This window comes from Actinomadura barringtoniae (genome assembly GCF_017573505.1).
In the GTDB taxonomy this organism is placed as follows: domain Bacteria; phylum Actinomycetota; class Actinomycetes; order Streptosporangiales; family Streptosporangiaceae; genus Spirillospora; species Spirillospora barringtoniae.
Map to the genome: position 1 here is coordinate 517,880 of NZ_JAGEOJ010000003.1, position 19,917 is coordinate 537,796.

15 protein-coding genes are annotated in these 19,917 nt (G+C 70.2%); 10 read left to right on the forward strand and 5 right to left on the reverse strand.

The features are described 5' to 3' along the window. Positions 1-22 precede the first annotated feature (22 nt). On the reverse strand, positions 23-358 hold the full coding sequence (locus tag J4573_RS09280; protein WP_208254866.1) for a hypothetical protein: 336 nt from the start codon (positions 356-358) through the stop codon (positions 23-25). A gap of 187 nt (positions 359-545) precedes the next feature. On the opposite strand from J4573_RS09280, the gene J4573_RS09285 reads away from it, so the two are divergent. From J4573_RS09285 to eccCa, 4 genes are all read left to right on the forward strand, one after another. Continuing rightward, complete coding sequence (locus J4573_RS09285) at positions 546-875, forward strand: hypothetical protein (protein ID WP_208254867.1); 330 nt, start codon at positions 546-548, stop codon at positions 873-875. 5 nt (positions 876-880) lie between these two features. Continuing rightward, a complete protein-coding gene (locus J4573_RS09290) occupies positions 881-2,131 on the forward strand; it encodes an amidase domain-containing protein (protein ID WP_243772766.1) in 1,251 nt (416 codons plus the stop codon). Beyond that, positions 2,124-2,558: a hypothetical protein gene (locus tag J4573_RS09295; protein ID WP_208254869.1), complete on the forward strand. Its 435-nt coding sequence runs from the start codon at positions 2,124-2,126 to the stop codon at positions 2,556-2,558. Before J4573_RS09290 ends, J4573_RS09295 begins: the two co-directional genes overlap by 8 nt. A 172-nt stretch (positions 2,559-2,730) precedes the next feature. After that, positions 2,731-6,627 (forward strand): type VII secretion protein EccCa, encoded by a 3,897-nt coding sequence (gene eccCa, locus J4573_RS09300; protein ID WP_243772671.1) that lies wholly within the window; start codon positions 2,731-2,733, stop codon positions 6,625-6,627. 211 nt (positions 6,628-6,838) lie between these two features. Here the strand turns inward: eccCa and mycP are convergent, their stop codons facing one another. Together mycP and J4573_RS09310 are read right to left on the reverse strand one after the other, a co-directional pair. Further along, entirely contained in the window at positions 6,839-8,188 is a 1,350-nt protein-coding gene (gene mycP, locus J4573_RS09305; protein WP_208254871.1) for a type VII secretion-associated serine protease mycosin, read from the reverse strand. A 515-nt stretch (positions 8,189-8,703) separates the two neighbouring features. Further along, positions 8,704-9,279, reverse strand: coding sequence for a TetR/AcrR family transcriptional regulator (locus J4573_RS09310; protein ID WP_307796565.1), 576 nt, complete (start codon positions 9,277-9,279; stop codon positions 8,704-8,706). 170 nt (positions 9,280-9,449) lie between these two features. Here J4573_RS09310 and J4573_RS09315 point away from each other — a divergent pair, with 170 nt between their 5' ends. Next, a complete protein-coding gene (locus tag J4573_RS09315; protein WP_307796566.1) occupies positions 9,450-11,315 on the forward strand; it encodes a serine/threonine protein kinase in 1,866 nt (621 codons plus the stop codon). 410 nt (positions 11,316-11,725) lie between these two features. On the opposite strand, the gene J4573_RS09320 is transcribed toward J4573_RS09315, so the two are convergent. Together J4573_RS09320 and J4573_RS09325 are read right to left on the reverse strand one after the other, a co-directional pair. Further along, positions 11,726-12,010: a DUF397 domain-containing protein gene (locus J4573_RS09320; protein ID WP_208254872.1), complete on the reverse strand. Its 285-nt coding sequence runs from the start codon at positions 12,008-12,010 to the stop codon at positions 11,726-11,728. Next, the gene (locus J4573_RS09325) at positions 12,007-12,873 is read right to left on the reverse strand and encodes a Sco1979 family transcriptional regulator (protein WP_504740195.1); all 867 of its coding nucleotides are present in this window, start codon (positions 12,871-12,873) and stop codon (positions 12,007-12,009) included. The genes J4573_RS09320 and J4573_RS09325 overlap by 4 nt, the downstream gene beginning before the upstream one ends. 365 nt (positions 12,874-13,238) lie before the next feature. Here J4573_RS09325 and J4573_RS09330 point away from each other — a divergent pair, with 365 nt between their 5' ends. The 5 genes from J4573_RS09330 to J4573_RS09350 all read left to right on the forward strand — a co-directional run bounded on the left by J4573_RS09330 (position 13,239) and on the right by J4573_RS09350 (position 19,847). Then, entirely contained in the window at positions 13,239-13,754 is a 516-nt protein-coding gene (locus J4573_RS09330; protein WP_208254873.1) for an ATP-binding protein, read from the forward strand. A 116-nt stretch (positions 13,755-13,870) separates the two neighbouring features. Beyond that, positions 13,871-14,272 carry an STAS domain-containing protein gene (locus J4573_RS09335; RefSeq protein WP_208254874.1) on the forward strand — a complete coding sequence of 134 codons (402 nt, stop codon included), beginning with the start codon at positions 13,871-13,873 and terminating at the stop codon, positions 14,270-14,272. Positions 14,273-14,799: 527 nt separating this feature from the next. Continuing rightward, positions 14,800-16,056 carry a M16 family metallopeptidase gene (locus J4573_RS09340; RefSeq protein WP_208254875.1) on the forward strand — a complete coding sequence of 419 codons (1,257 nt, stop codon included), beginning with the start codon at positions 14,800-14,802 and terminating at the stop codon, positions 16,054-16,056. Then, entirely contained in the window at positions 16,053-17,411 is a 1,359-nt protein-coding gene (locus tag J4573_RS09345) for a M16 family metallopeptidase (protein WP_208254876.1), read from the forward strand. The genes J4573_RS09340 and J4573_RS09345 overlap by 4 nt, the downstream gene beginning before the upstream one ends. Before the next feature lie 387 nt (positions 17,412-17,798). Beyond that, positions 17,799-19,847 carry a sporulation protein gene (locus J4573_RS09350; protein ID WP_208254877.1) on the forward strand — a complete coding sequence of 683 codons (2,049 nt, stop codon included), beginning with the start codon at positions 17,799-17,801 and terminating at the stop codon, positions 19,845-19,847. Positions 19,848-19,917 lie beyond the last annotated feature (70 nt).

Below are 19,917 nucleotides of genomic sequence, written 5' to 3' on the forward strand. Positions count from 1 at the left end.
GCGGATTTCACCTGCGCACTAATCACCCTTCAGCATCGCCCGATTCGCGCTCCGAGCTGCGCGTTTCATCTCCAGACTCACCCGCACCACCCGTACCGTCCTCGCGGCGCCTGACCAACACGGTGGGCAGCCGGCTGCCCAGGTCCCAGGACACCGCTTCCCAACCCCGTTCCTCGACAAGCTCGACCACTGCGCAGAACGCGGTGAGCGCACTGCCCGCGCGCTGCCACCAGCGCAGTCTGTGTGCGATCACCACGTACCTGTGCGGATAGTGGTCGAGCCGCTCAGGAGAGTCGCGCAACTCGTGCAGCCATGCCGTTCTCGTGTGAGCCAGTTGGTACGCAGATGTGAGAACCATGGCGCGCGAGTGTCGCACAGAACCGCGAGTCCGCCCCATAGGTCGCTACGCCGCGAATGTGGGCATGGGGGCGATCGTGACAAGTACCAGTCCGAGATGTTGAGGCCGCTTGTCACCTTCTCGATGCGCGTGGACTATGGCTGCTCTCCAGGCACTCTTGCGACAGCAGCCGTTGACGGGAGTTGCGATGAGCGGGAGCTGGTTCGAGGTACGGCCGCAGAGCCTGCTGCAAGCGGAAGCCGGCGCAGGTGCGGTGGGCGGGCGCGTTCAGTCGTCCGTCGGCTCCGCGAAGAACGGGTCCCACGGTGCGATCTCGATTCACGCGGGCTGGGAGTCGAGCGCGGCGCTCCAGCAGTGCCTGACCGCCTGGGAAGCCCGCCTGCAAGCGCTCAGCAGTGAGATCAAACAGTTGCAGACAGGTCTCGGCTCCGCCTCCCGCGAGTATTCGGAGGCGGAACGTAAGGCCGCTGCCCTCGCCGAACACGTCGCCGGTGAATTGCGTGAAGGCCGGGGTTGACCGCCATGGTGGATTTCAGGCAACTGAACTCGGCCGATCCGGATAGCTGGCGGGCCGCGAGTCAGGAGTGGGCCGCACTCGCCAAGGATCTCGGTAGGGCCGCGGCGGATCTCGACCGCGGGACACGACGGCCGCTTCAGAACGGTGGCTGGTCTGGAGCCGGCGCCGCCATCGCGGCCATGAAGAAGATCAAAAACACCATCGGGGCCTTGGAGGCCGCCGAAGGCGAGCTCACAGCGGTTTCCATGGTCTTGGCGGGGCTGGCTCAGGCCACCGAGGTCTCGCAGGTGACGCTGCGAGAGGCCAAGGACCAGGCGGCGCGGGAAGGCCTGGTGATCGGCCCTGACGGCAGCGTGTCCCGGAACCCCGGAACCGGTTTCGCGCCGGCACCGGAGACGATCCTCAGTGTCACGCAGGAACAGCAGATCTCCAAGTTGATCGGCGAGGCGTTGCGCGAGGCCACCCAGTCCGACCAGAAGTCCGCTGCCGAGCTGCGGAGGTTGGCGGGCCGGACAGGCGAGACCGATCCGGAACGTGCCTACAACCTGGACGTCAACGACGCCAGCCGTACCGAGCTCGAAGCGATCGCCGGAACGATTCCCACTGGGCCGCCTGAACAGGTCGCCCAGTGGTGGAACAGCCTGCCCCCTGCCGAGCAGCAGAAACTCATGCTTGCCGCACCCGCGGCCTTGGCCGGAGTCGCCGGAATTCCTGAAGAGATCAAGGCGCAACTGCGCGGGTTCGACGGCGTCGACCGCACCAAAGTCGTCCAGTTCGCACTCCAGAACTGGGACCGTCCGGTTGGTCGCACCTATCCCGACGACTGCACCAATTTCGTTTCTGAAGCGCTGCGCTCGGGAGGGCTGCACCAGAAGGGTTTCGACATCGCTCCGTTCGCCGGTCAGAGCGATACGGAGCACACCTGGTACGGGGGGCAGTTCGGTAGCGGGGACCCGATCAGCCCGCGCAGCCACTCGTACACACTCGCGCGGGGCCTGCATGAGTTCCTGACCAGCAACAACAGCAGCGAAGTCCCGCTCACGCAAGCACGCCCCGGAGACGTCATGTTCTGGAAGGACCCGCATGAGGGCATCCATCACACCGCAGTGGTGACGGCAGTGGTGGACGGGCACGTCTACTACACGCAGCACTCGGGCGGCGCCCAGAATGCTGACTGGACCGCGCGCCAGACGATGTACAACGAGCTGGGCGACCCGCAGGGCGCATCGGTCATCCGGGTCCGCCAGGATGACTAGCAGCAAGAACGCGGTCATGCGGGATTCGACATTGCATCGCGTTGCCATGTCCGGGTGGACCTATGCGGGGGTCGATGCGCTGTGTCTGGTCGTGGCGATCGGTCTCGGGGTTGCGGTGAACGACCGTCACTCTGGCGAGTGCGGGGCCGTTCTTACTACGCCCGGCTGGATCCTGGCCGGGACATGGGTGGCGCTGGTCGTGGTGGCTATCAGCACGTTGCTGGGCATCGCCTTTCCCGTGTGGAAGGCCTCGCGAGGTGAGGCGGGGCCGGTTGAGGCGCTGCTGGCGCCGCTCGTTCTGGTGGTCGTAGGCCTGCCGGCCGTGGCCGCCTTGATTCTCGTACTGAGACTCGCGGTGCCGTTTCACGTCACCTGTGAAGGACTGGCAGAACTGACAGCTCTTCTGGGGCCTGCGGCATCGATTTGAGACCACTGCCACGGATCACATGCCCGACTTGACTGGAAGTCACTACTATGACCGGTCGTTGACAGCCGGGTCATGCCGAGTGTCCTGGCGAAGGGGGTCGAGCGCGGTGGGGACAGTCATCGTTCGACGGCCGGAACGGCGGCCGCCACCGCAGTTGCCCGAGGGCGAGATCATGATGGAGCCGCCCCCCGAGGTGCCCGAGTCGATCAGTCAGGGCTTCGCCAACGCGCTGATGTACCTGCCGATGGCGGCCAGCGGCGGCGCCATGGGATTGATGTTCATGGGCGGCGCGGGTGGGGCGGGCGGCGGCAACCCGATCATGTGGGTGGCGAGCGGCCTGTTCGTGCTGTCGATGGTCGGCATGGGTTTCGGTCACGTGGGGCAGGGCGCGGGTGAGCGCAAGCAGCGGCTGAACGGGGCCAGGCGCGATTACTACCGCTACCTCGACCAGATCCGGGCACGGGTCCGCAAGGCCGCCAAGCAACAGCGGGAAGCGCTCGAATGGAGCGGTCCCAGCCCGCGGACGCTGTGGTCGCTGGTGATGAGCCACCGGCTGTGGGAACGGCGTCCTGCCGACGAGGATTTCGGCCACGTCCGGATCGGTAAGGGCAGGCAGCAGCTCGCTCTGGAGCTCGTGGTGCCGGAGACCAAGCCGATCGAGGACCTGGAGCCGATGTGCGCGGGCGCGCTGAGGCGTTTCCTGCGTGCTCATTCGACCGTGCCCGATCTGCCGGTCGCTGTGTCGCTTCCCGCGTTCGCGCGGATCGTCATGACCGGCGAGCCGGACGTCATCCGCGCGATGGTGCGGGCGATGGTGGCTCAGATCGCGGCGTTCCACACACCCGACGACATGCGGGTCTCGATCTGCGCGTCTCCGGAACGCATGCAGGAATGGCAGTGGGCGAAATGGCTGCCACATTCCCTGCACCCGACCGAGCAGGACGCGGCAGGTCCGGTACGGCTGCTGGTCAACACGTTGAGCCAGCTGGAGCAGCTCATCGGGAAGGAAATCAAGGATCGTCCACGTTTCAGCGTCGGCGTGGGCAAGGAGGACCTCCCGTACCACGTGGTAATCGTCGACGGTGGAACGGTCACGCCCGACTCCCAGATCGGCGCGGACGGTATCAAGGGCGTTTGCGTCATCGACCTCAATGGAGCGGTGGCGCCCACCGCGGACGCGACGATGCTCCGGCTGCACGTGACGCGCGACGGCCTGGAAATGCTGGAGAACGACCGTACCGGCAAGGACATCTCCACGCCGTTGGGCAATTCAGACGGCCTGAGTTACGTCCAGTCCGAGGGATTGGCGCTCAAGCTTGCGCCATTGCGCGCAGGGGCCGCAGAAGAGCCCGAGCAGAATGCGCTGGCCTCCAATCTCACGCTTACTTCTCTCCTTGGACTGACCAGTCCGTACGGCATCGACCTGCGAGCGACCTGGCAGGTACGCGCACCGCGCAACCGCTATCGCGTGCCCATTGGCGTCAATGCCGAGGGCCGCCCGGTCGAGCTGGACATCAAGGAGTCGGCCCAGGGCGGAATGGGGCCGCACGGCCTGCTCATCGGTGCCACCGGGTCCGGCAAGTCAGAGTTGCTGCGCACCTTGGTCCTCGGCCTTGCGGTGACACATTCTTCGGAGACCCTGAATTTCGTGCTGGTCGACTTCAAGGGCGGAGCGACGTTCCTCGGCCTTGAGCAGTTGCAGCATGTCTCCGCGGTCATCACCAACCTTGAGGACGAACTTCCGCTCGTCGACCGCATGTACGACGCGCTTCACGGGGAAATGATCCGTCGCCAGGAGCTGCTGCGCGCCGCGGGCAACTATGTGTCGATCCGGGACTATGAGAAGGCACGTGAGCAAGGCGCCGCTCTCAAGCCGATGCCGACCCTCTTCGTCGTTCTGGACGAGTTCTCCGAATTGCTCGCGGCCAAGCCCGAGTTCGCCGAACTCTTCGTGATGATCGGACGCTTGGGGCGTTCACTCGGCGTCCATTTGCTACTGGCGTCCCAGCGTCTTGAGGAAGGCAAGATGCGCGGCCTCGACACGCACCTCTCGTACCGCATCGGACTGCGCACCTTCTCCGCGATGGAGTCGCGCGTGGTGCTGGGTGTGCCCGACGCGTACGAACTGCCCTCGCAGCCGGGGAACGGCTACCTCAAGGTGGACGTCACCGAGATGACCAGGTTCAAGGCCGCGTACGTCTCCGGACCTGTGAGCGGTGAGCAGGAGGCGCGGACCAGCAGCGGTCCGGTCGCGCAGAGGCGAATTCTTCCGTACAGCGCCGCCTTCATCCCGCGGCAAGCGGTCGAGCAGCCTCAACAGGAGGCCGGCAAGACGAGCGAGGAGAGCCTGTTCAACGTCGTCATCCAGCAACTCGCCGGAAAGGGCCCGGCGGCCCACCAGATCTGGCTGCCGCCCCTGGACGTACCGCCGGCGATCAACGAGCTCCTGCCGCAGCTGTCCACCACGCCTCACCATGGACTGAGCACCTCGGGCTGGGAAGGCCGCGGCAAGCTGTCGGCCGTCGTCGGGATCATCGACCGGCCGTTCGACCAGCGGCGCGACCCGTTCTGGGTCGATCTCTCAGCAGCCGCCGGGCACGTCGCCATCGCGGGCGCGCCCCAGACCGGCAAGTCGACGATCCTGCGGTCGATGCTCGCCTCGCTCGCACTCCTGCACACTCCGCAGGAAGCACAGTTCTACTGCCTGGACTTCGGCGGCGGAACGCTGAGCGCGCTCGCCGGGCTGCCGCACGTCGGCGGCGTCGCGAGCAGGCTCGACGGCGACCGGGTCCGGCGTACGGTCGCGGAGGTCTCCACGCTGCTGGACCGCAGGGAGCAGGAGTTCACCGAGCGCGGCATCGACTCGATCGCCACGTACCGGCGCCTGCGCGCGGCCGGCGAGATCGAGGGCGACGGGTTCGGCGACGTGTTCCTGGTGGTGGACGGGTGGATGACCCTCCGCCAGGAGTACGAGCAGCTCGAAGAGGTCATCACCGATCTCGCACAGCGCGGGCTCGGCTACGGCGTCCACATCGTCGCGACCGCGGGAAAGTGGTCGGAGTACCGAATGGGCATCCGGGACGTCTTCGGCACGCGGCTCGAGCTCCGGCTCGGCGACAGCTACGAGTCCGAGATCGACCGGCGCCTGGCCGAGAACGTTCCGGAACGCCGCCCGGGACGCGGACTGACTCGCGATGGCCTGCACTTCCTCGCCGCGCTCCCCCGCATCGACGGACGCGGCACCGTGGACGACCTCAGCGATGGCGTGGCCAAGCTGGTCGAGGCGGTGAACGGCGCCTGGCAGGGGCCCAAGGCGCCGCCGGTACGGCTGCTGCCCGACCTGCTGCCGGCGTCCGCGCTCGCCGAGGCGCCGCGCGGACGCTGGCGGATCCCCATCGGAATCGACGAGAACTCGCTGTCCCCCGTCCACGTCGACTTCCAGGCCGACCCGCACTTCGTGGTCGTCGGGGACACCGAATGCGGCAAGACCAACCTGCTGCGCCAGATCGCCGAGGGCGTCGTCGCCCAGCACCCGCCCTCCGAGGCGCGGCTGGTCTTCATCGACTACCGGCGTTCACTCCTCGACACCGCCGACACCGAGCACCGCGTCGGCTACGCCGCCTCGTCGTCGGCCGCGGTCGAGGTGATCGACAACCTGGTGGACGCGCTGAACGACCGGCTCCCGCCCGCCGACCTGACGGCCGAACAGCTGCGCAGCCGCTCGTGGTGGAAGGGCAGCGACGTCTTCGTCTTCGTCGACGACTACGACCTGGTCGCCACGGCCAGCAACCCGCTGCTGCCGCTGGTCGAACTGCTCCCGCAGGCCCGCGACATCGGCGTTCACCTGGTCCTGTCGCGCGCGATGGGCGGTGTGAGCAGGGCGCTGTACGACCCGGTGATCCAGCAGCTCAAGGACATGGCCTCACCCGCCCTGATCATGTCGGGCAGCCGGGAGGAAGGGCCCCTGTTCGGCGAGGTCCGCCCGATGCCCATGACCACCGGCCGCGGCACGTTCTTCGAACGTCGCAGCGGCGCGCGCCTCGTTCAGACCACGCTGCGAGACCACTGAGAGGACACGGCCCCGAGCAACTGAGGGACCGCCCAGGCCACCGCGTGCCGGGCCACGCGCGTGCCGGGCCACGCGCGTGCCGGGCCACGCGCGTGTCGAGCCGCCGCGCATGACGGGCCGCGCGTGACGGGCTGCCGCGGGTGAGGGGCCGCGCCAGCGCGCGTGTCGGGGCGTCGGGGAGGGCTGGGGGCGGGGCTCGTACGGGCTGTGGTCAGGAGCGGGAGCCGATGGTTCCGCCGTCGGGACCTACGCTCTCGACCTCTTCTTCGGGCTGCCGCAAGGGGAAGGTGACCCGCCCGGCGCGCCAGCCGCGACGGCGGCCCATGGGGAGCACGACTCCGGCGACGGCGGCGAGGCCGGCGAGGCCCAGCGCCCCTCCGGTGACCGCGACCGCGAGGTTGCGCGTGCGGTGGTCCGAGGGCGCGGGGGCGGCGAACCGAGCCGGCGCGGCGGGCGGGGCGCTCGCCGGTCCGTTCTCCTCGGGCAGTACGGCGGTGACGGCCTGCATCGGATCGACCATGCCGCGGCCGGTGAAGTCGCCGACGTTCCCGTCCGCGGTGATCACGATCCTGTGCACGACCTGATCGGCGGAGAGATCCGGGTGCCGGGAGATGACGAGGGCGGCGACGCCGGACACGAACGCCGCGGCGTAGCTGGTGCCCTGTGCGGCGAGGTCGTAGCCGCCCTGCATGGTCGCCGCGTAGACGTCCTTGCCCGGCGCGGCGACGTCCACCTTGGAGAGCAGAGTCGAGGACTCGGCGCGGGCCCCGTCGCGGTCCAGCGACGCCACGGAGATGACTCCCGGGTAGCTCGCCGGGTACGCCTTGCCGTTCTCTCCTTCCGGGATCTCCTGATTCCCCCCGGCCGCTACGAGCACGACGTTGCGCTTCTGCGCGAAGTGCACGGCCTCCAACAGCTCGGGGGTGTTCTTGACCTTGAGGGACATGTTGATGACCCGCGCGCCGCCGTCCACGGCCTTGTGAATGGCCGCAGGCAGCAGCGCCCCATCGTTGTTGTTCGGCGCGTCCTGGTTCTGGAGCTTGATGATGAGGAGCCGCGAGGCCGGGGCGACGCCGCTGAGCGGGATCCGGCGGTCGATCATGTTCCGGCCGCCGATCAGGGACGCGATCTGGGTGCCATGTCCGGCGCAGTCCCTCTTGCCGGTGTGGGTGAGGTCGATGAACTGGCCGGGCGGTACGCGGCCGGCGAGCATCGGGTGGTCGGGCTGGACGCCGCTGTCGATCACGGCGACGGTGACGCCCTGGCCCTGGGTCAGCGGCCATACACGTTCGAAGCCGAGCCGCTTCTGCGCCCAGGATTCGTCGGTCGGGGCGTGTTCGGGCTTCGTCTCCGGCTGGCAGGACTGATCTGACTGGGCGGCGGGCGGAGGACTTGACTGCTTCGGCGTCGGCGGGGCGTACGGGCGGGAGTCGGCCTGCGCCGCCCCGAACGTCGACGCGGAGGACGATGCGGAGGCCACACCGGGGACTGCCGATCCGAAGATCGCCAGGGATGTCAGGGCCGCGCATCCGCAGGCCGTTGCTAGCCCCGCCGTGCGCATTCCACAACCTCCTCTGACGGTTCGGTCAATGACTGTAGACGAACGGCGTCTCACATGTCCGACTTGTTCGACGGTCGGTCAAGGGGCGCGGGGAGGGGTGGCGATCTTGGGGGGATCGGCCGGATTCGGTCAGGGGTCTTTGTATCCGGGTGGTCATGGGGGTGGGGTGCGGTGGACTTGGTGTTTCGCCTGCTACGGAGGCGGGGGTTCGTTAGCATGGAAAACGAGACCGGACGATCCGGAATATAGGCGTGGATCTTGGGGTTGTGACCAACAAGATCCCCGACGGTCTCCTTGGAGGTAGGTATGAAGAGCAGCATTCCCCGGCCTCGCAGCAACGCCGGACGGTCGCATGTGAAGTCGACGTCCCTGCGCGCTCTCGCGGTGGCGGCCCAGCTGGAACGGCATCACGCCCCGGAGGGCCCGCCAGGCCATGAGAACGGCCGGAGGGAGCGCCCTGCGCGGCGTACTCCCGACCCGGCCTAACAACAGATTTCAGGAAGCCTCCGCGTGTCTCACGCGGAGGCTTCCTGCATGAGGGCATGGATCGCGGCGCGGGTGCGGGCCTCCCCTAGAGCGTCCAGCATGGCCGTTAGATGTTCGGCGGAAAGGGGCGCCAGGAGGGTGTGGGCCCTGGCTTCGGGGTCGTTCTCCGCCAGGAGGATCGATAGGTGGCGATGCCAGAAGCGGTAGGCGCCGATGCGGTAGCGGGCCCCTGGGGATGCGGTCTCGGACATGCGGACCAGGGGCAGGTGGGCCAGGGCGAAGTCGAGGTAAGCGGAGGAGAAGGCTTCTAGGCGGGCTTGAGGCGGAGCGCCGGGGCCTAGGGGTGGGGGGCCGGAGAGGATCGCGTTCTGGAGTTCGCGCTCGCGTTCGTCCAGGAGGGCTGCGGCCAGGCCGGACTTGTCGCCGAAGCGGCGGAAGAGGGTGCCCTTGCCCACGCCGGCGGCGGTGGCGATCTGGTCCATCGAGACCGATTCGACTCCGTGGGCGGCGAAGAGGTCGGCGGCTGCCGTGAGGACCTTGGCGCGGTTGCGGGCGGCGTCGGCGCGTTCCTTGGGCGGGGGCGTCCGCATCAGTTCCAGATCCACGTAAACGGACTGTAGTCCAATTGGGTGCGCGGAGGGAAACGGGCGGTGTAGCCGATGGTTAACGCTCTGAGGTCGTGTGGGGGCGGACGATCAGAACGTTCCGGAGCACATACCATCGACGGGAAATAGTCTGGCAACGTAGGAGCCGGAAGCGACGGAATGAGAGCGGTGTGACGGACAGGACGATGCCGGACGCCCACCCTCTGCGGTCGGGCGACCCGGAGCACCTCGGCGCGTACGAGGTCCTGGGGCGGCTGGGCGAGGGCGGCCAGGGGGCGGTCTTCCTTGCGCGCGGAGCCGGCGAGTACGTCGCGATCAAGCTGCTGCACGCCGGGCTGAACGCCGACGACACGGCACGGGCGCGGTTCGTGCGGGAGCTCGAGGTCGCCAAGCGGGTGGCGCGGTTCTGCACGGCGGCCGTGATCGATGCCGATGTGGCGGGCGACCAGCCGTACATCGTGAGCGAGTACGTGCCCGGGCTGTCGCTGCACAAGCTGGTGGCGGCCGAGGGGCCGCGCAGCGGCGGGGCGCTCGAACGGCTCGCGATCAGCACGTTGACCGCTCTCACGGCCATTCACCAGGCCGGGATCGTCCACCGCGACTTCAAGCCGCACAACGTCATGCTGGGCCCGGACGGCCCGCGCGTGATCGACTTCGGGGTCGCCCGCGCCTATGCGGCCGCGGGCGAGACGCAGAACGTCGGCACGCCCGCCTACATGGCGCCTGAACATTTCACCGGCGGCAACGTTGGCCCCGCGGCCGACATGTTCGCCTGGGGCACGACGATGGCGTACGCCGCCAACGGCCGCCCCGCGTTCGGCAACGACGAGATGGCCGCGGTCATGCACCGGATCTTGACCGGGGAGCCCGATCTGGGCGACCTGCCGAGCCCGCTGCGCGACGTGGTCGTCGCCTGCCTGTCCAAGGACCCGGACCAGCGGCCCTCGGCGCGCGAGGCGCAGGAGATGCTCGTCGGGGCTGCCAGCGGCGCGATGCCCGCCGCGGGGGCGGCGGGTGCCGGGGCTGCGGCTGCGGCCCCTGCGGCCTTTCCTACTGAACGGACTGACCCCGGCGAGGCTCCGAGAGGGAACACCTCTCCGCAGCCCCCGCCGTACGACAGCTTGAATCCGCCGGTGGCTGCGGCCGCCGAGGGGCCGAGTGGATCTGGTGGGCCGGCCGGGACGTCCTGGCCTGGCGGACCTGGCGGCATGGCCGAAACGTCCTGGCCCGGCGGACCGGGTGGGCAGGGTGGACCGGCCGGGGCGTCTTGGCCTGGCGGACCGGGTGGACCTGGTGCCGCGATGCCCTCTCCGGCGCCGCATCCCCCGGAAAAGAAGGGGCGTAAGCGCCTCGCGCCGCTGGTCGCGGCCGCCGCGGTACTTGTGGTGGCGGCGGGCGGAGCGGCCTGGGCGGCGACCCGTTCCGGCGACGACGGCAACAAGAACGACCAGAAGGCCGCGATCGCCGACCAGAACACGCAGAACGGCCAGGACGGGCAGGCGGGCAACCCGGCAGGTGCGGGCGGCCAGTCCAAGGGCCCGAAGAACCCCAAGGCGCCAGGCAACGGCCAGGGCCAGCAGGGCAACGGGTCTGGCGGCGATGACCAGACCGGGGGGAACGACCCCAAGGGTGGCGGCGGCAAGAGCAAGCCCGGCACCAAGCCCAGCAAGGGCGGCGGAGGCGGCGGGGGCGGTGGCTCCACGCAGGAGCCCGCGAACAAGTTCACGCCCCAGTCCGCCTGCGACAGCGGCGGCCATGGTGGCGGCTACTACGTGCAGAGGTCGCTTTCGGTCTCCGGCGGAACCGCCTACCTGCTGTACAACAGCTCGGGCTACAACTGTGCGGTCACGATGAAGACCAAGAGCGTCGGCACGAGTTCCGGGGTCTCGGTCTTCATCCAGAAGCAGGGCGGAAGCCCCGTCGCCGACAGCGGCTCGTTCTCCTGGTACGCGGGGCCGGTCTACGTCTCGGCCAAGAAGACCTGCGTGCGCTTCGGCGGCAACGGCGCCAGCGCCCCGTACGGCAACTGCGGCTGAGCCAGAACGGACGGGCCGACCGTTTCCCCGAGCTTGGCGCGTGGCGCGGCCATGCATGGGTGAACGGGGCTAAGGCCTGAAGGACGGGCTGCACGCGCGCCGAGAGCGCCGCGAGCGCCCGAGCGCTGTGCGCGCGACCGGCACCGCATGCGCTGTGCGCGCGACCGGCACCGCACGCGTTGTACGCGCGACCAGCACCGCACGCGTTGTACGCGCAACCGGCGCTGAATGCGGGCTGCGTGTTGGCTGACTGGAGGCTGAAGGCGGCTGAGAGGCCTTGGGAGGGGCTGGGAGGCGGGGATCCGGCGGTTGGGGCGGTCTTCCGATCGGGCCGGCCCCTCCAGTGCCGAAGGGGCGGCTCGACGGATCGCCTGGACCCGGGCAGAACGGGGACGGCCGGGTCCTGGGGATCAGTTGCTGGCGATGATCAGGTGATCGAAGTCGCCATCTTTGGCGCCCAGGATGAGCGCCTCGATCTCGTGTCGGGTGTAGATGAGGGCCGGTCCCTCGGGATGCCGGGAATTGCGCATCGCGACCCGCCCACCGGGCAGTTCGGCGATCTCGACGCAGTTTCCCTGGGAGTTGCTCCTACGGGACTTCAGCCATTGCGCCCCGGGGAGATTGGTCGCGGGCATTCCGTTGTCGTATGTGTCCGGCCGAGCCTCTGAGCGGCCGTTGTCGGTCTGAAGCATCATGTCTCTCTGAGAAGATCGCCGAGAAGCTCGACGGTGCGCTCCGGGGTCGCGCTGTCGACGCACAGGCGCTCCATCGCCTGAAGATAGGTGTCGACGTCGTCGCGCTTGTCCAGGTACATCGCACCCGTGAGGTTCTCGACGTAAACCACGTCCGGCAGGTCCTGCTCGGGAAAACGCAGGATGGTGAAGGCCCCACCCTCGGCGGCGTGGCCGCCGAACCGGAACGGCATGACCTGAATGGTCACGTTGGGGAGCTTGCTCATGGTGATGAGGTGCTCGAACTGGCCCCGCATCACCTCCGGACCGCCGATCGGGCGCCTGAGCGCGCCCTCGTCCAGCACGGCCCACAGCCTTGGTGCGTTCGGGCCGGTGAGCCGCTCCTGCCTCTGCAGGCGCAGCTCGACGCGCTGGTCGATCTCGTGCTCGGTGGCGCCGGCGTTGCCCAAGCGGATGACCGCGCGGGCGTACCCCTCCGACTGCAGCAGTCCGGGGACGAACTGCAGTTCATACGTCCGGATCAGTGTCGCGGCCTCCTCCAGTCCCACATACGTCTGGAACCAGTTGGGAAGCACGTCGCTGTACCGGTGCCACCAGCCCGGGGTGTTGGCCTCCCGTGCCAGCTGCAGCAGCGCCTCGCGCTCGGCCTTGTCGGCGACGCCGTACAGCGTGAGCAGGTCGTCCACGTCACGTTCTTTGAAGCTGACCCGACCCAGCTCCAGGCGGCTGATCTTGGACTCCGACGCACGGATGACGTATCCGGCGTCCTGGCGGCTCACGCCGCGCGCCTCTCTCAGGCGACGCAGCTGCGAGCCGAGCAGGATGCGACGGACTGTCGATCCGGTTCCCGGCGTCTCTGGAGTCACGCCCAACCTCCCGGCTGGATGTCGTTCAGCGAACTTCTCCCGGCGAGCCGGGAATCCTACAGCAGTGTGCCACTCGGCTGTCTCTCCTGCTCTTACCTCCGATCATGCGCGTCTGCCGCGCCGCCCGCCCCTTCGATTCGCCCGCCCGCGCCGGATTCCCGAGCGGATGCACGTGCATTGGGCCTTGCATTCGCACGCTACGATGCGCAGGATAACGCACGAGACTTCCGAGCCACGGCTGCACAACGAGATCACTCTTTGGGGTCCGGGGAATGACGTCACGCCACGCGCACGACGACACGCGCTGGGGGGTAGGCCGCGTCTTCATGAACGAGACCGGGCCCACGGAGACACAAGGCGATTCCGTGCACTCAACCCCGATACCCGAGTCTTCCGACCTGCCAGAACGCCTCGACAAGGCACTCACCGCGCTGATCGAGGCGACCAACTGCGCGGTCTCGTTCACCGTCCTGCCGGAGCCGGAATCGGTCACCGAGGCCCGCCACTTCGCGCTGTCGCGCCTGACCGCCTGGGACATGGGCGAGATGACCGATGACGTGGGCCTGGTGGTCTCGGAACTCGTCACCAACGCGCTACGACACAGTGGCGGGAGCGTCATCGAGGGCTACTCCGCCGTTCACTGCGGCGATCCCCTGGGCTCCGCGCCGACCGCGATACGGCTGCGGCTGATCCACGAGGACCCCTGGCTCCTCTGCGGGATCCTGGACGCCAGCCCGTACGCCCCCCGCCGCAAGGAACCCGACTACATCGCCGAGACCGGCCGCGGACTCCACCTCGTGGACTCCTTCAGCACCCGCTGGGGCTGGCGGGCCGTACCCGGCGGAAAAATCGTCTGGGCCCTCTTCCGTCGCCCGTCCTGATCCCTGGGGCGGGCGTCGACTGCGTAGATCGCACCACAAACGGGGATAACACGCGTGACGCGGGGTATAAGGCCACCTCGTCTCACCGGCCGTGCCGAACCGTGACAGGAGATCTGGTGGAATTCGCCGTCGAGCATAGAAAAGAGCGAGACGACCTCACCGTCGTCAAGATCAGCGGCGAGATCGATGTCTTCACCAGCCCCCGGCTGCGCGAGATGCTCCTCGACATCATCGAGAACGGCGGCCTGCACCTCGTCGTGGACCTCGGCGACGTCACGTTCCTGGACTCGACCGGCCTCGGCGTCCTCGTCGGCATCTACCACCGCCTGCGCGCCCGCGGCGGCTCGATGGCCTTCATGGGCGTGAACGACCGCGTCCGCCGCGTCTTCCACGTGACCCAGCTCACCAAGATCTTCGTCCTCCACCGCACCCTCGAGGACGCCATCGCGGCCTACGAGACAGCCGAGGCCGCCCAGCAGTCCGGCGCCCCGCGCCCCAATTCCCGCCCCACCCCCTAAGCACCCCACCCCCGCCGCGCTCCCCGCGCCCCGAAGCTCCCGCGTTCCCAAGCTCCCGCTCCCGAACGCCCCACCCCCTGCGTTCCCAACGCTCCCGCTCCCGAACGCCCCGCTCCCTGCGCTACCCGCTCCCTGCGCTACTGGCCTCTCATTCCAGAACGCGTCGCTCCCCTGCGCCACCCACGCTCCGTTCTGGAACGCCCTCTCCTCGTGCCTGCTCACGCGCCTCTGTGCGCACCGCGAGCGCGCTACCTGTCGCCGCGCCCTAAGCCGAAGGCGAGGGCTCGGCGACAGATCGCGAAGCGATGTCGCGCTCGCCGCTTTGCGGTTCGCTCCGAGCCGCCAGGCGAGGGGCGAGGCCGCGAAAGCAATGAGCGCTGCGCTTACCGCGTAAGGGCGGGCGGACCGGCTTCTTGACGCGCTGAACCCGGTACGGTGAGGAAGAGATCAAGCCCGCCGCCAGGGCTCCGTCCGAAGGACCTGAGGACGTGCGGTGCTTTCCGCCATCGACCGGACGGGAGCGCTCCGTGGCAGAACAGCCGCTGCATGAGCACACGCTCGGCAATGGCCTGCGCGTGGTGGTCTGTGAGGACCATGTCGTACCGCTGGCCGCCGTGAACATTTGGTACGGCGTGGGCTCGCGGCACGAGCGGGCCGGCCGGACCGGGCTTGCACACCTCTTCGAGCACCTGATGTTCCAGGGGTCGGCCAACGTCGCCGAGGGCGAGCACGCCGCGCTCCTTGAGAGCGCGGGCGCCACGTTCAACGCCAGCACGAGCTTCGAGCGCACCAACTACTACGAGACCGTGCCGGTCAGCCATCTGGAGCTCGCGCTCTGGCTGGAGGCCGACCGGATGGGCACGCTGCCCGCCGCGCTCACCCAGGCCAACCTGGACAACCAGCGCGACGTGGTGAAGAACGAGCGGCGCCAGCGTTACGACAACCAGCCGTACGGCACCGCGTTCGAGCGGCTGTGCGCGCTGACGTTCCCCGAGGGGCACCCGTACGCGCACACCCCCATCGGCTCGATGGAGGACCTCGACGCGACCACGCTGGAGGACTGCACCGACTTCTTCGGCACCTGGTACGCGCCGGGAAACGCGGTGCTGTCGATCGTCGGGGACGTCGACGCCGCCAAGACGATCGCGCTGGTCGAACGCTACTTCGGCGGCCTGCAACTCGGCCCCGAGCAGCCCGCGGCGCGCAACGGCGACCTCGGCCCGCTGGGCGAGATCATCGGCGAGGAGATCGACGAGGACGTTCCATCGCCCGCGTACTTCGCGATGTTCCCGCTGCCGACCGACGGCGGCTCGGAGATCGAGGCGGCCGAGCTGGCCGTGGAGATCCTCGGCGGCGGCTCGGGTTCGCGGCTGTACGACCGGATGGTGCGGCGCGAGCAGATCGCGACCGAGGTCTGGGCCGGGGTCACCCGGCTGGCCGGCGGCCCGTCGCTGGCCATCGTGGACGCGGTCGGCCCGGACACCGAGAAGATCGCGGCGGTGCTGGACGAGGAGCTCGCGCGGTTCGCCGCCGACGGCCCGGACGCCGACGAGACCGCCCGCGCCACCGCTCAGGCCGAACGCGGCTTCCTGGAGCAGACCGAGACCGTCACCGGCCTCGCGAACGCGCTGTCGCAGAACGCCACGCAGTTCGGCGACCCGGCCCGCGTCTTCACGGCGCCGAAACGCGCCGCGGCCGTCACCGCCGACGAGATCACCGAGATGGCGGGGCGCTGGCTGGCGCCGGGCGCCCGCACCGTCCTCACCTACGGAGGCGCCAAGTGAGCACGCCCACCCTGCAGCCCCGTCCGGTGCCCGGGCCCGTCCCGGCCTGGGCGTTCCCGTCCGGCAGCGAGGGCCGGGTGGCGGGCGGTCCCGGCACGCTCCGCGTGGACCTTCCGGGCCGCCGTCTCGCCGCCGTACGGCTCGTTCTGGACGCGGGCGCGAGCCGCGAGCCGGGCGCCAAGGACGGCGTCGCCACGATGACCGCGCGCGCCCTGCTGGAGGGCACCGAGGCCGGCGGCGGTACGGCGCTGACCGCGGCGTTCGAACGCATCGGCGCGAGCCTCTACGCGTCCGCCGACCTCACCGCGCTGCGCATCGCGCTCGACGTCCCGGTCACCCGCCTGGACGACGCGCTCGAACTGTTCGCCAAGGTCCTGCGCGGCCCGGCGCTCGCCGACTCCGACGTGCGCCGCCTGGTGAACGAGCGGCTGGAGGAGATCGCGCAGGAGGACGCCGACCCCGGCTCGCGTGCGATGCGCGAACTGCGGGCCGTGATGTTCCCGGGCGAGGCGCGCAGCTCGCGTCCGACCGGCGGCACCAAGGAGTCGATCGCCGCGCTCGAGGGCGCCGACGTACGGGCCTTCTACGCGTCGGCCGCTCCGGCGGAGGCCACCGCTGTCGTCGCGGGCGACCTGGCCGGTACGGCGGCTGACCAGGCACTCGCCGCCGCGCTCGAAGGCTGGACCGCCACCGGCGAGGCGCTGGGCGCCCCGGACACGATCGCGCCCACCACCGGCCCGCGGATCGTCGTGGTCGACCGGCCAGGCTCGGTCCAGACGTACCTCAGCATCGCGCACGGCGTCCCGAACCGGTCGCACCCCGACTGGCCCAAGCTGATGGTCGCCTCGCACGTGCTGGGCGGCGGCCTCACCTCGCGGCTCAACTCCGTACTGCGCGAGGAGAAGGGCTACACCTACGGCGTGCGCGCCGGGCTGCTGCGGCTGCGGCACTGCGGGCTGTTCATCACGCAGGGCGCGGTGCACACCGAGGTCACGGCCGACGCCGTCGCCGACGCGCTGACCGAACTGCGCAGCGTCGAGGCCCGCGGCATCAGCGAGGAGGAGCACGGCTCGTCCGTACGCGCCCTCGCCGACCGCGCCCCCGCCGAATACGAGACGGCACGCGCGGTCGCGGCCGAACTCGCCGACGCCTCGGCGAGCGGGCTGGGCCCCGAGTACCCGCGGCGCTACCTGGAGGCCGTACGGGCGTCCACCCCGGACGGCGTCGCCAAGGCCTACACCGACAACGTCGACCCGGAGAAGCTGACGGTCATCGCCGTCGGCGACGCCGGGGAGATCCGCGAGCCGCTGGAGAAGCTCGGCTACGCGACCGTCACGGTCACCGCGAAGGACTGACCTCTTACTCTCCACGCTCTTTGAAGACACGCCGCGCGCGGACGACCTCGGTCGTTCGCGCGCGGCTGTCTGTGTGGATTGTTTGGGCGTAATGTTCCGCTGATCGGCGTGAACCGATGGCATGGTGGGATTCGTCTGAACGGATGCCGGGGAGCCTCCCCGCGCGCGGTGGCGAGAGGGGAACGTCCAGTGGCCTATGGGCATCAGATGCCGGGTGGATATGGACCTGGCGGCCCCAGCGGCCCTGCGTTGCCCCCGAACGGCCCCGCGCCCGGCACGCCCCCGCCTCCCGGCGGCCACGGCATGCCCCCGGTCCCCGGCCCTGGGGCGTCCGCGCCCCCGCCGCCCGGCGCTCCGGGGATGCCTCCAGGCGCCGCGGCTCCGGGGATGCCGCCTGCACCCGGGATGCCCGGCGCGCCCGGCATGCCGGGCGGCTCAGGCAGCGGAGCTCCGACGGTCGACACGATACTGTCCGCGCCGCACGCCAAGCCCGGCGGCGCGGTCGCCGGAAAAGTGCACCTGGTCGGCGGCGCGTCCGCCGTGGAGGTACGGCACGTCACGATCGCGCTGATGCCGCGCATGGACGACGGCTACGGCGGGCAGAGCGCGGGACCCGAGGTCTACCGCGGCGCGCTCACCCGCGCGTTCCGGCTGGAGGCGGGCCAGACGCGCGAGCTGTCGTTCTCGATCCCGCTGCCGTACGAGCTGCCGTTCACCACCGTGCTCGGCCGCGAACTGCCCGGGTTCACCATCGGGCTGTGCACCGAGGTCGACACCGTCGGCGTTCCCGACCCCGGCGACATCGACCCGATCTCGGTCGAGCCGCTGGAGTCGCAGCAGTGGGTGCTGGCGGCCATCGCGCAGCTCGGCTTCAAGATCCGGAACGTCGCGTTCGAGTCGGACAAGCTGCGCGGCGTCGCGCAGCAGCTGCCGTTCTACCAGGAGATCCAGCTCATGCCGCCGCAGCAGTACGCGGGCCGCATCGGCGAGGTCGGGCTCAGCTTCGTGGCGAGTCCCGGCGGGCTTGAGTTCGTCCTGGAGGCCGACCGCCGCAGCGGCGGGATCAAGACCGACGACGAGTCGTTCGGCCGCTTCAAGATCGGCCACAAGGAGTCCGCCGAGACCGACTGGGCCTCGAAGATCGGCAAGTGGCTGGACACCGCGGCCTCACGTTCAACCGGCCCCGGCGCCGCCCCCATGCACGGCCCGTCGGCCGGTCACGGCATGCCGCCCGTACCCCCGCCCGGCGGCCCCGCACCTGGCGGTGCCGTTCCGCTACCGCCCCCCGGCATGGAAAGCCCACTGGCCCCCGCCGCCGCGCACGGCCAAGGCGGCTTCCCACCACCCGCACCCGGCCACATGCCGGGCCAAGTGCCGCCGCCCCCCGCATACGGCCTACCCGGCACCCCACCCGCCCACGGCACCCCACCGCACGGCGCCCCGCCCGCGCCCGGCGCTCCGCCCCTGCACGGCGCCCCATCCGCGCCCGGCGCACCACTCGGACACAGCGCCCCACCACCCGCGCCCGCCGACCCGTTTGGACAAGGCACACCCGCGCACGGCGCACCGCTCCCGCACGGCGCCCCACCACCCACGCCCGGCGACCCGTTCGGGCACGGCGGCCCGCCTGCGTCCGGCGCACCTTCACCTCACGGCGCCCCACCCGCGTACGGCACACCGCCCGCGCATGGCGGTCCACTCGGGCATGGCGCCCCACCGCCCGCGCACGGTGAACCGTTCGGGCACGGCGCAACGCCACCCGCGCACGGCGCACCATCGCCGCACGGCGCCCCACCCGCGTACGGCACGCCACCCACGCACGGCGATCCGTTCGGGCATGGCTCGCCGCCGCCCGCGCCCGGCGCAGGGTTGCCGCACGGTGCGCCGCTCGCACATGGCGCGCCGCCGCACGCGCATGGCGCGCCACCGATGCACGGTGCGCCACCGGTCGCGCCCGGCTATGGCCCGACGGCCCCGCCGCCCGCGCCCGCCGGTCCCGTTCCGTACGCCCCGCCTGCACACGGGGCACCGCCCGCAGCGCCTTATCCCCCGGCGCCACACGGTCATCACGCTCCGCCGCCCGCACCCGCGTACCAGGTCCACCACCACGGCGGTCATCACGGACACCATGGCCACCACGGCTGGGGCGGCGCCGCGGCAGCGGGTGGAGTCGCTGCCGCCGCCGTCGGAGCCGCGGGTCTCGCCGGTGCCGCCTACGCGGCCGGGGCGTACCCAGGCCAGTGGGGCGACCCCGCGGGCCAGGTGGTCGACGCGGCAGCGGGCTGGGCCCTCGGCCAGGCCGGGCAGGTCGCCGGCGGGATCATCGGTGACGTCGCGGGCGACGTGGCGAGCGACATCGCCGGAGACATCGCGGGCGAGGCCGCGGGCGTCGCCGGGGACATCCTCGGCGGCCTCCTGGGCGGCCTGTTCGGCTGACGCAAGCCCGGCTCCGGACCCCTGCAAACGGTCTGGTTCGTTCGGGCCGGGTGGTCCCACAGGTCTCATC

Bases quoted from the DNA above. Each gene is read 5' to 3' on its own strand.
- J4573_RS09280 (WP_208254866.1), bottom strand. From the start codon at position 358: ATGGTTCTCACATCTGCGTACCAACTGGCTCACACGAGAACGGCATGG.
- J4573_RS09285 (WP_208254867.1), top strand. From the start codon at position 546: ATGAGCGGGAGCTGGTTCGAGGTACGGCCGCAGAGCCTGCTGCAAGCG.
- J4573_RS09290 (WP_243772766.1), top strand. From the start codon at position 881: ATGGTGGATTTCAGGCAACTGAACTCGGCCGATCCGGATAGCTGGCGG.
- J4573_RS09295 (WP_208254869.1), top strand. From the start codon at position 2,124: ATGACTAGCAGCAAGAACGCGGTCATGCGGGATTCGACATTGCATCGC.
- eccCa (WP_243772671.1), top strand. From the start codon at position 2,731: ATGATGGAGCCGCCCCCCGAGGTGCCCGAGTCGATCAGTCAGGGCTTC.
- mycP (WP_208254871.1), bottom strand. From the start codon at position 8,188: ATGCGCACGGCGGGGCTAGCAACGGCCTGCGGATGCGCGGCCCTGACA.
- J4573_RS09320 (WP_208254872.1), bottom strand. From the start codon at position 12,010: ATGATGCTTCAGACCGACAACGGCCGCTCAGAGGCTCGGCCGGACACA.
- J4573_RS09350 (WP_208254877.1), top strand. From the start codon at position 17,799: ATGCCGCCTGCACCCGGGATGCCCGGCGCGCCCGGCATGCCGGGCGGC.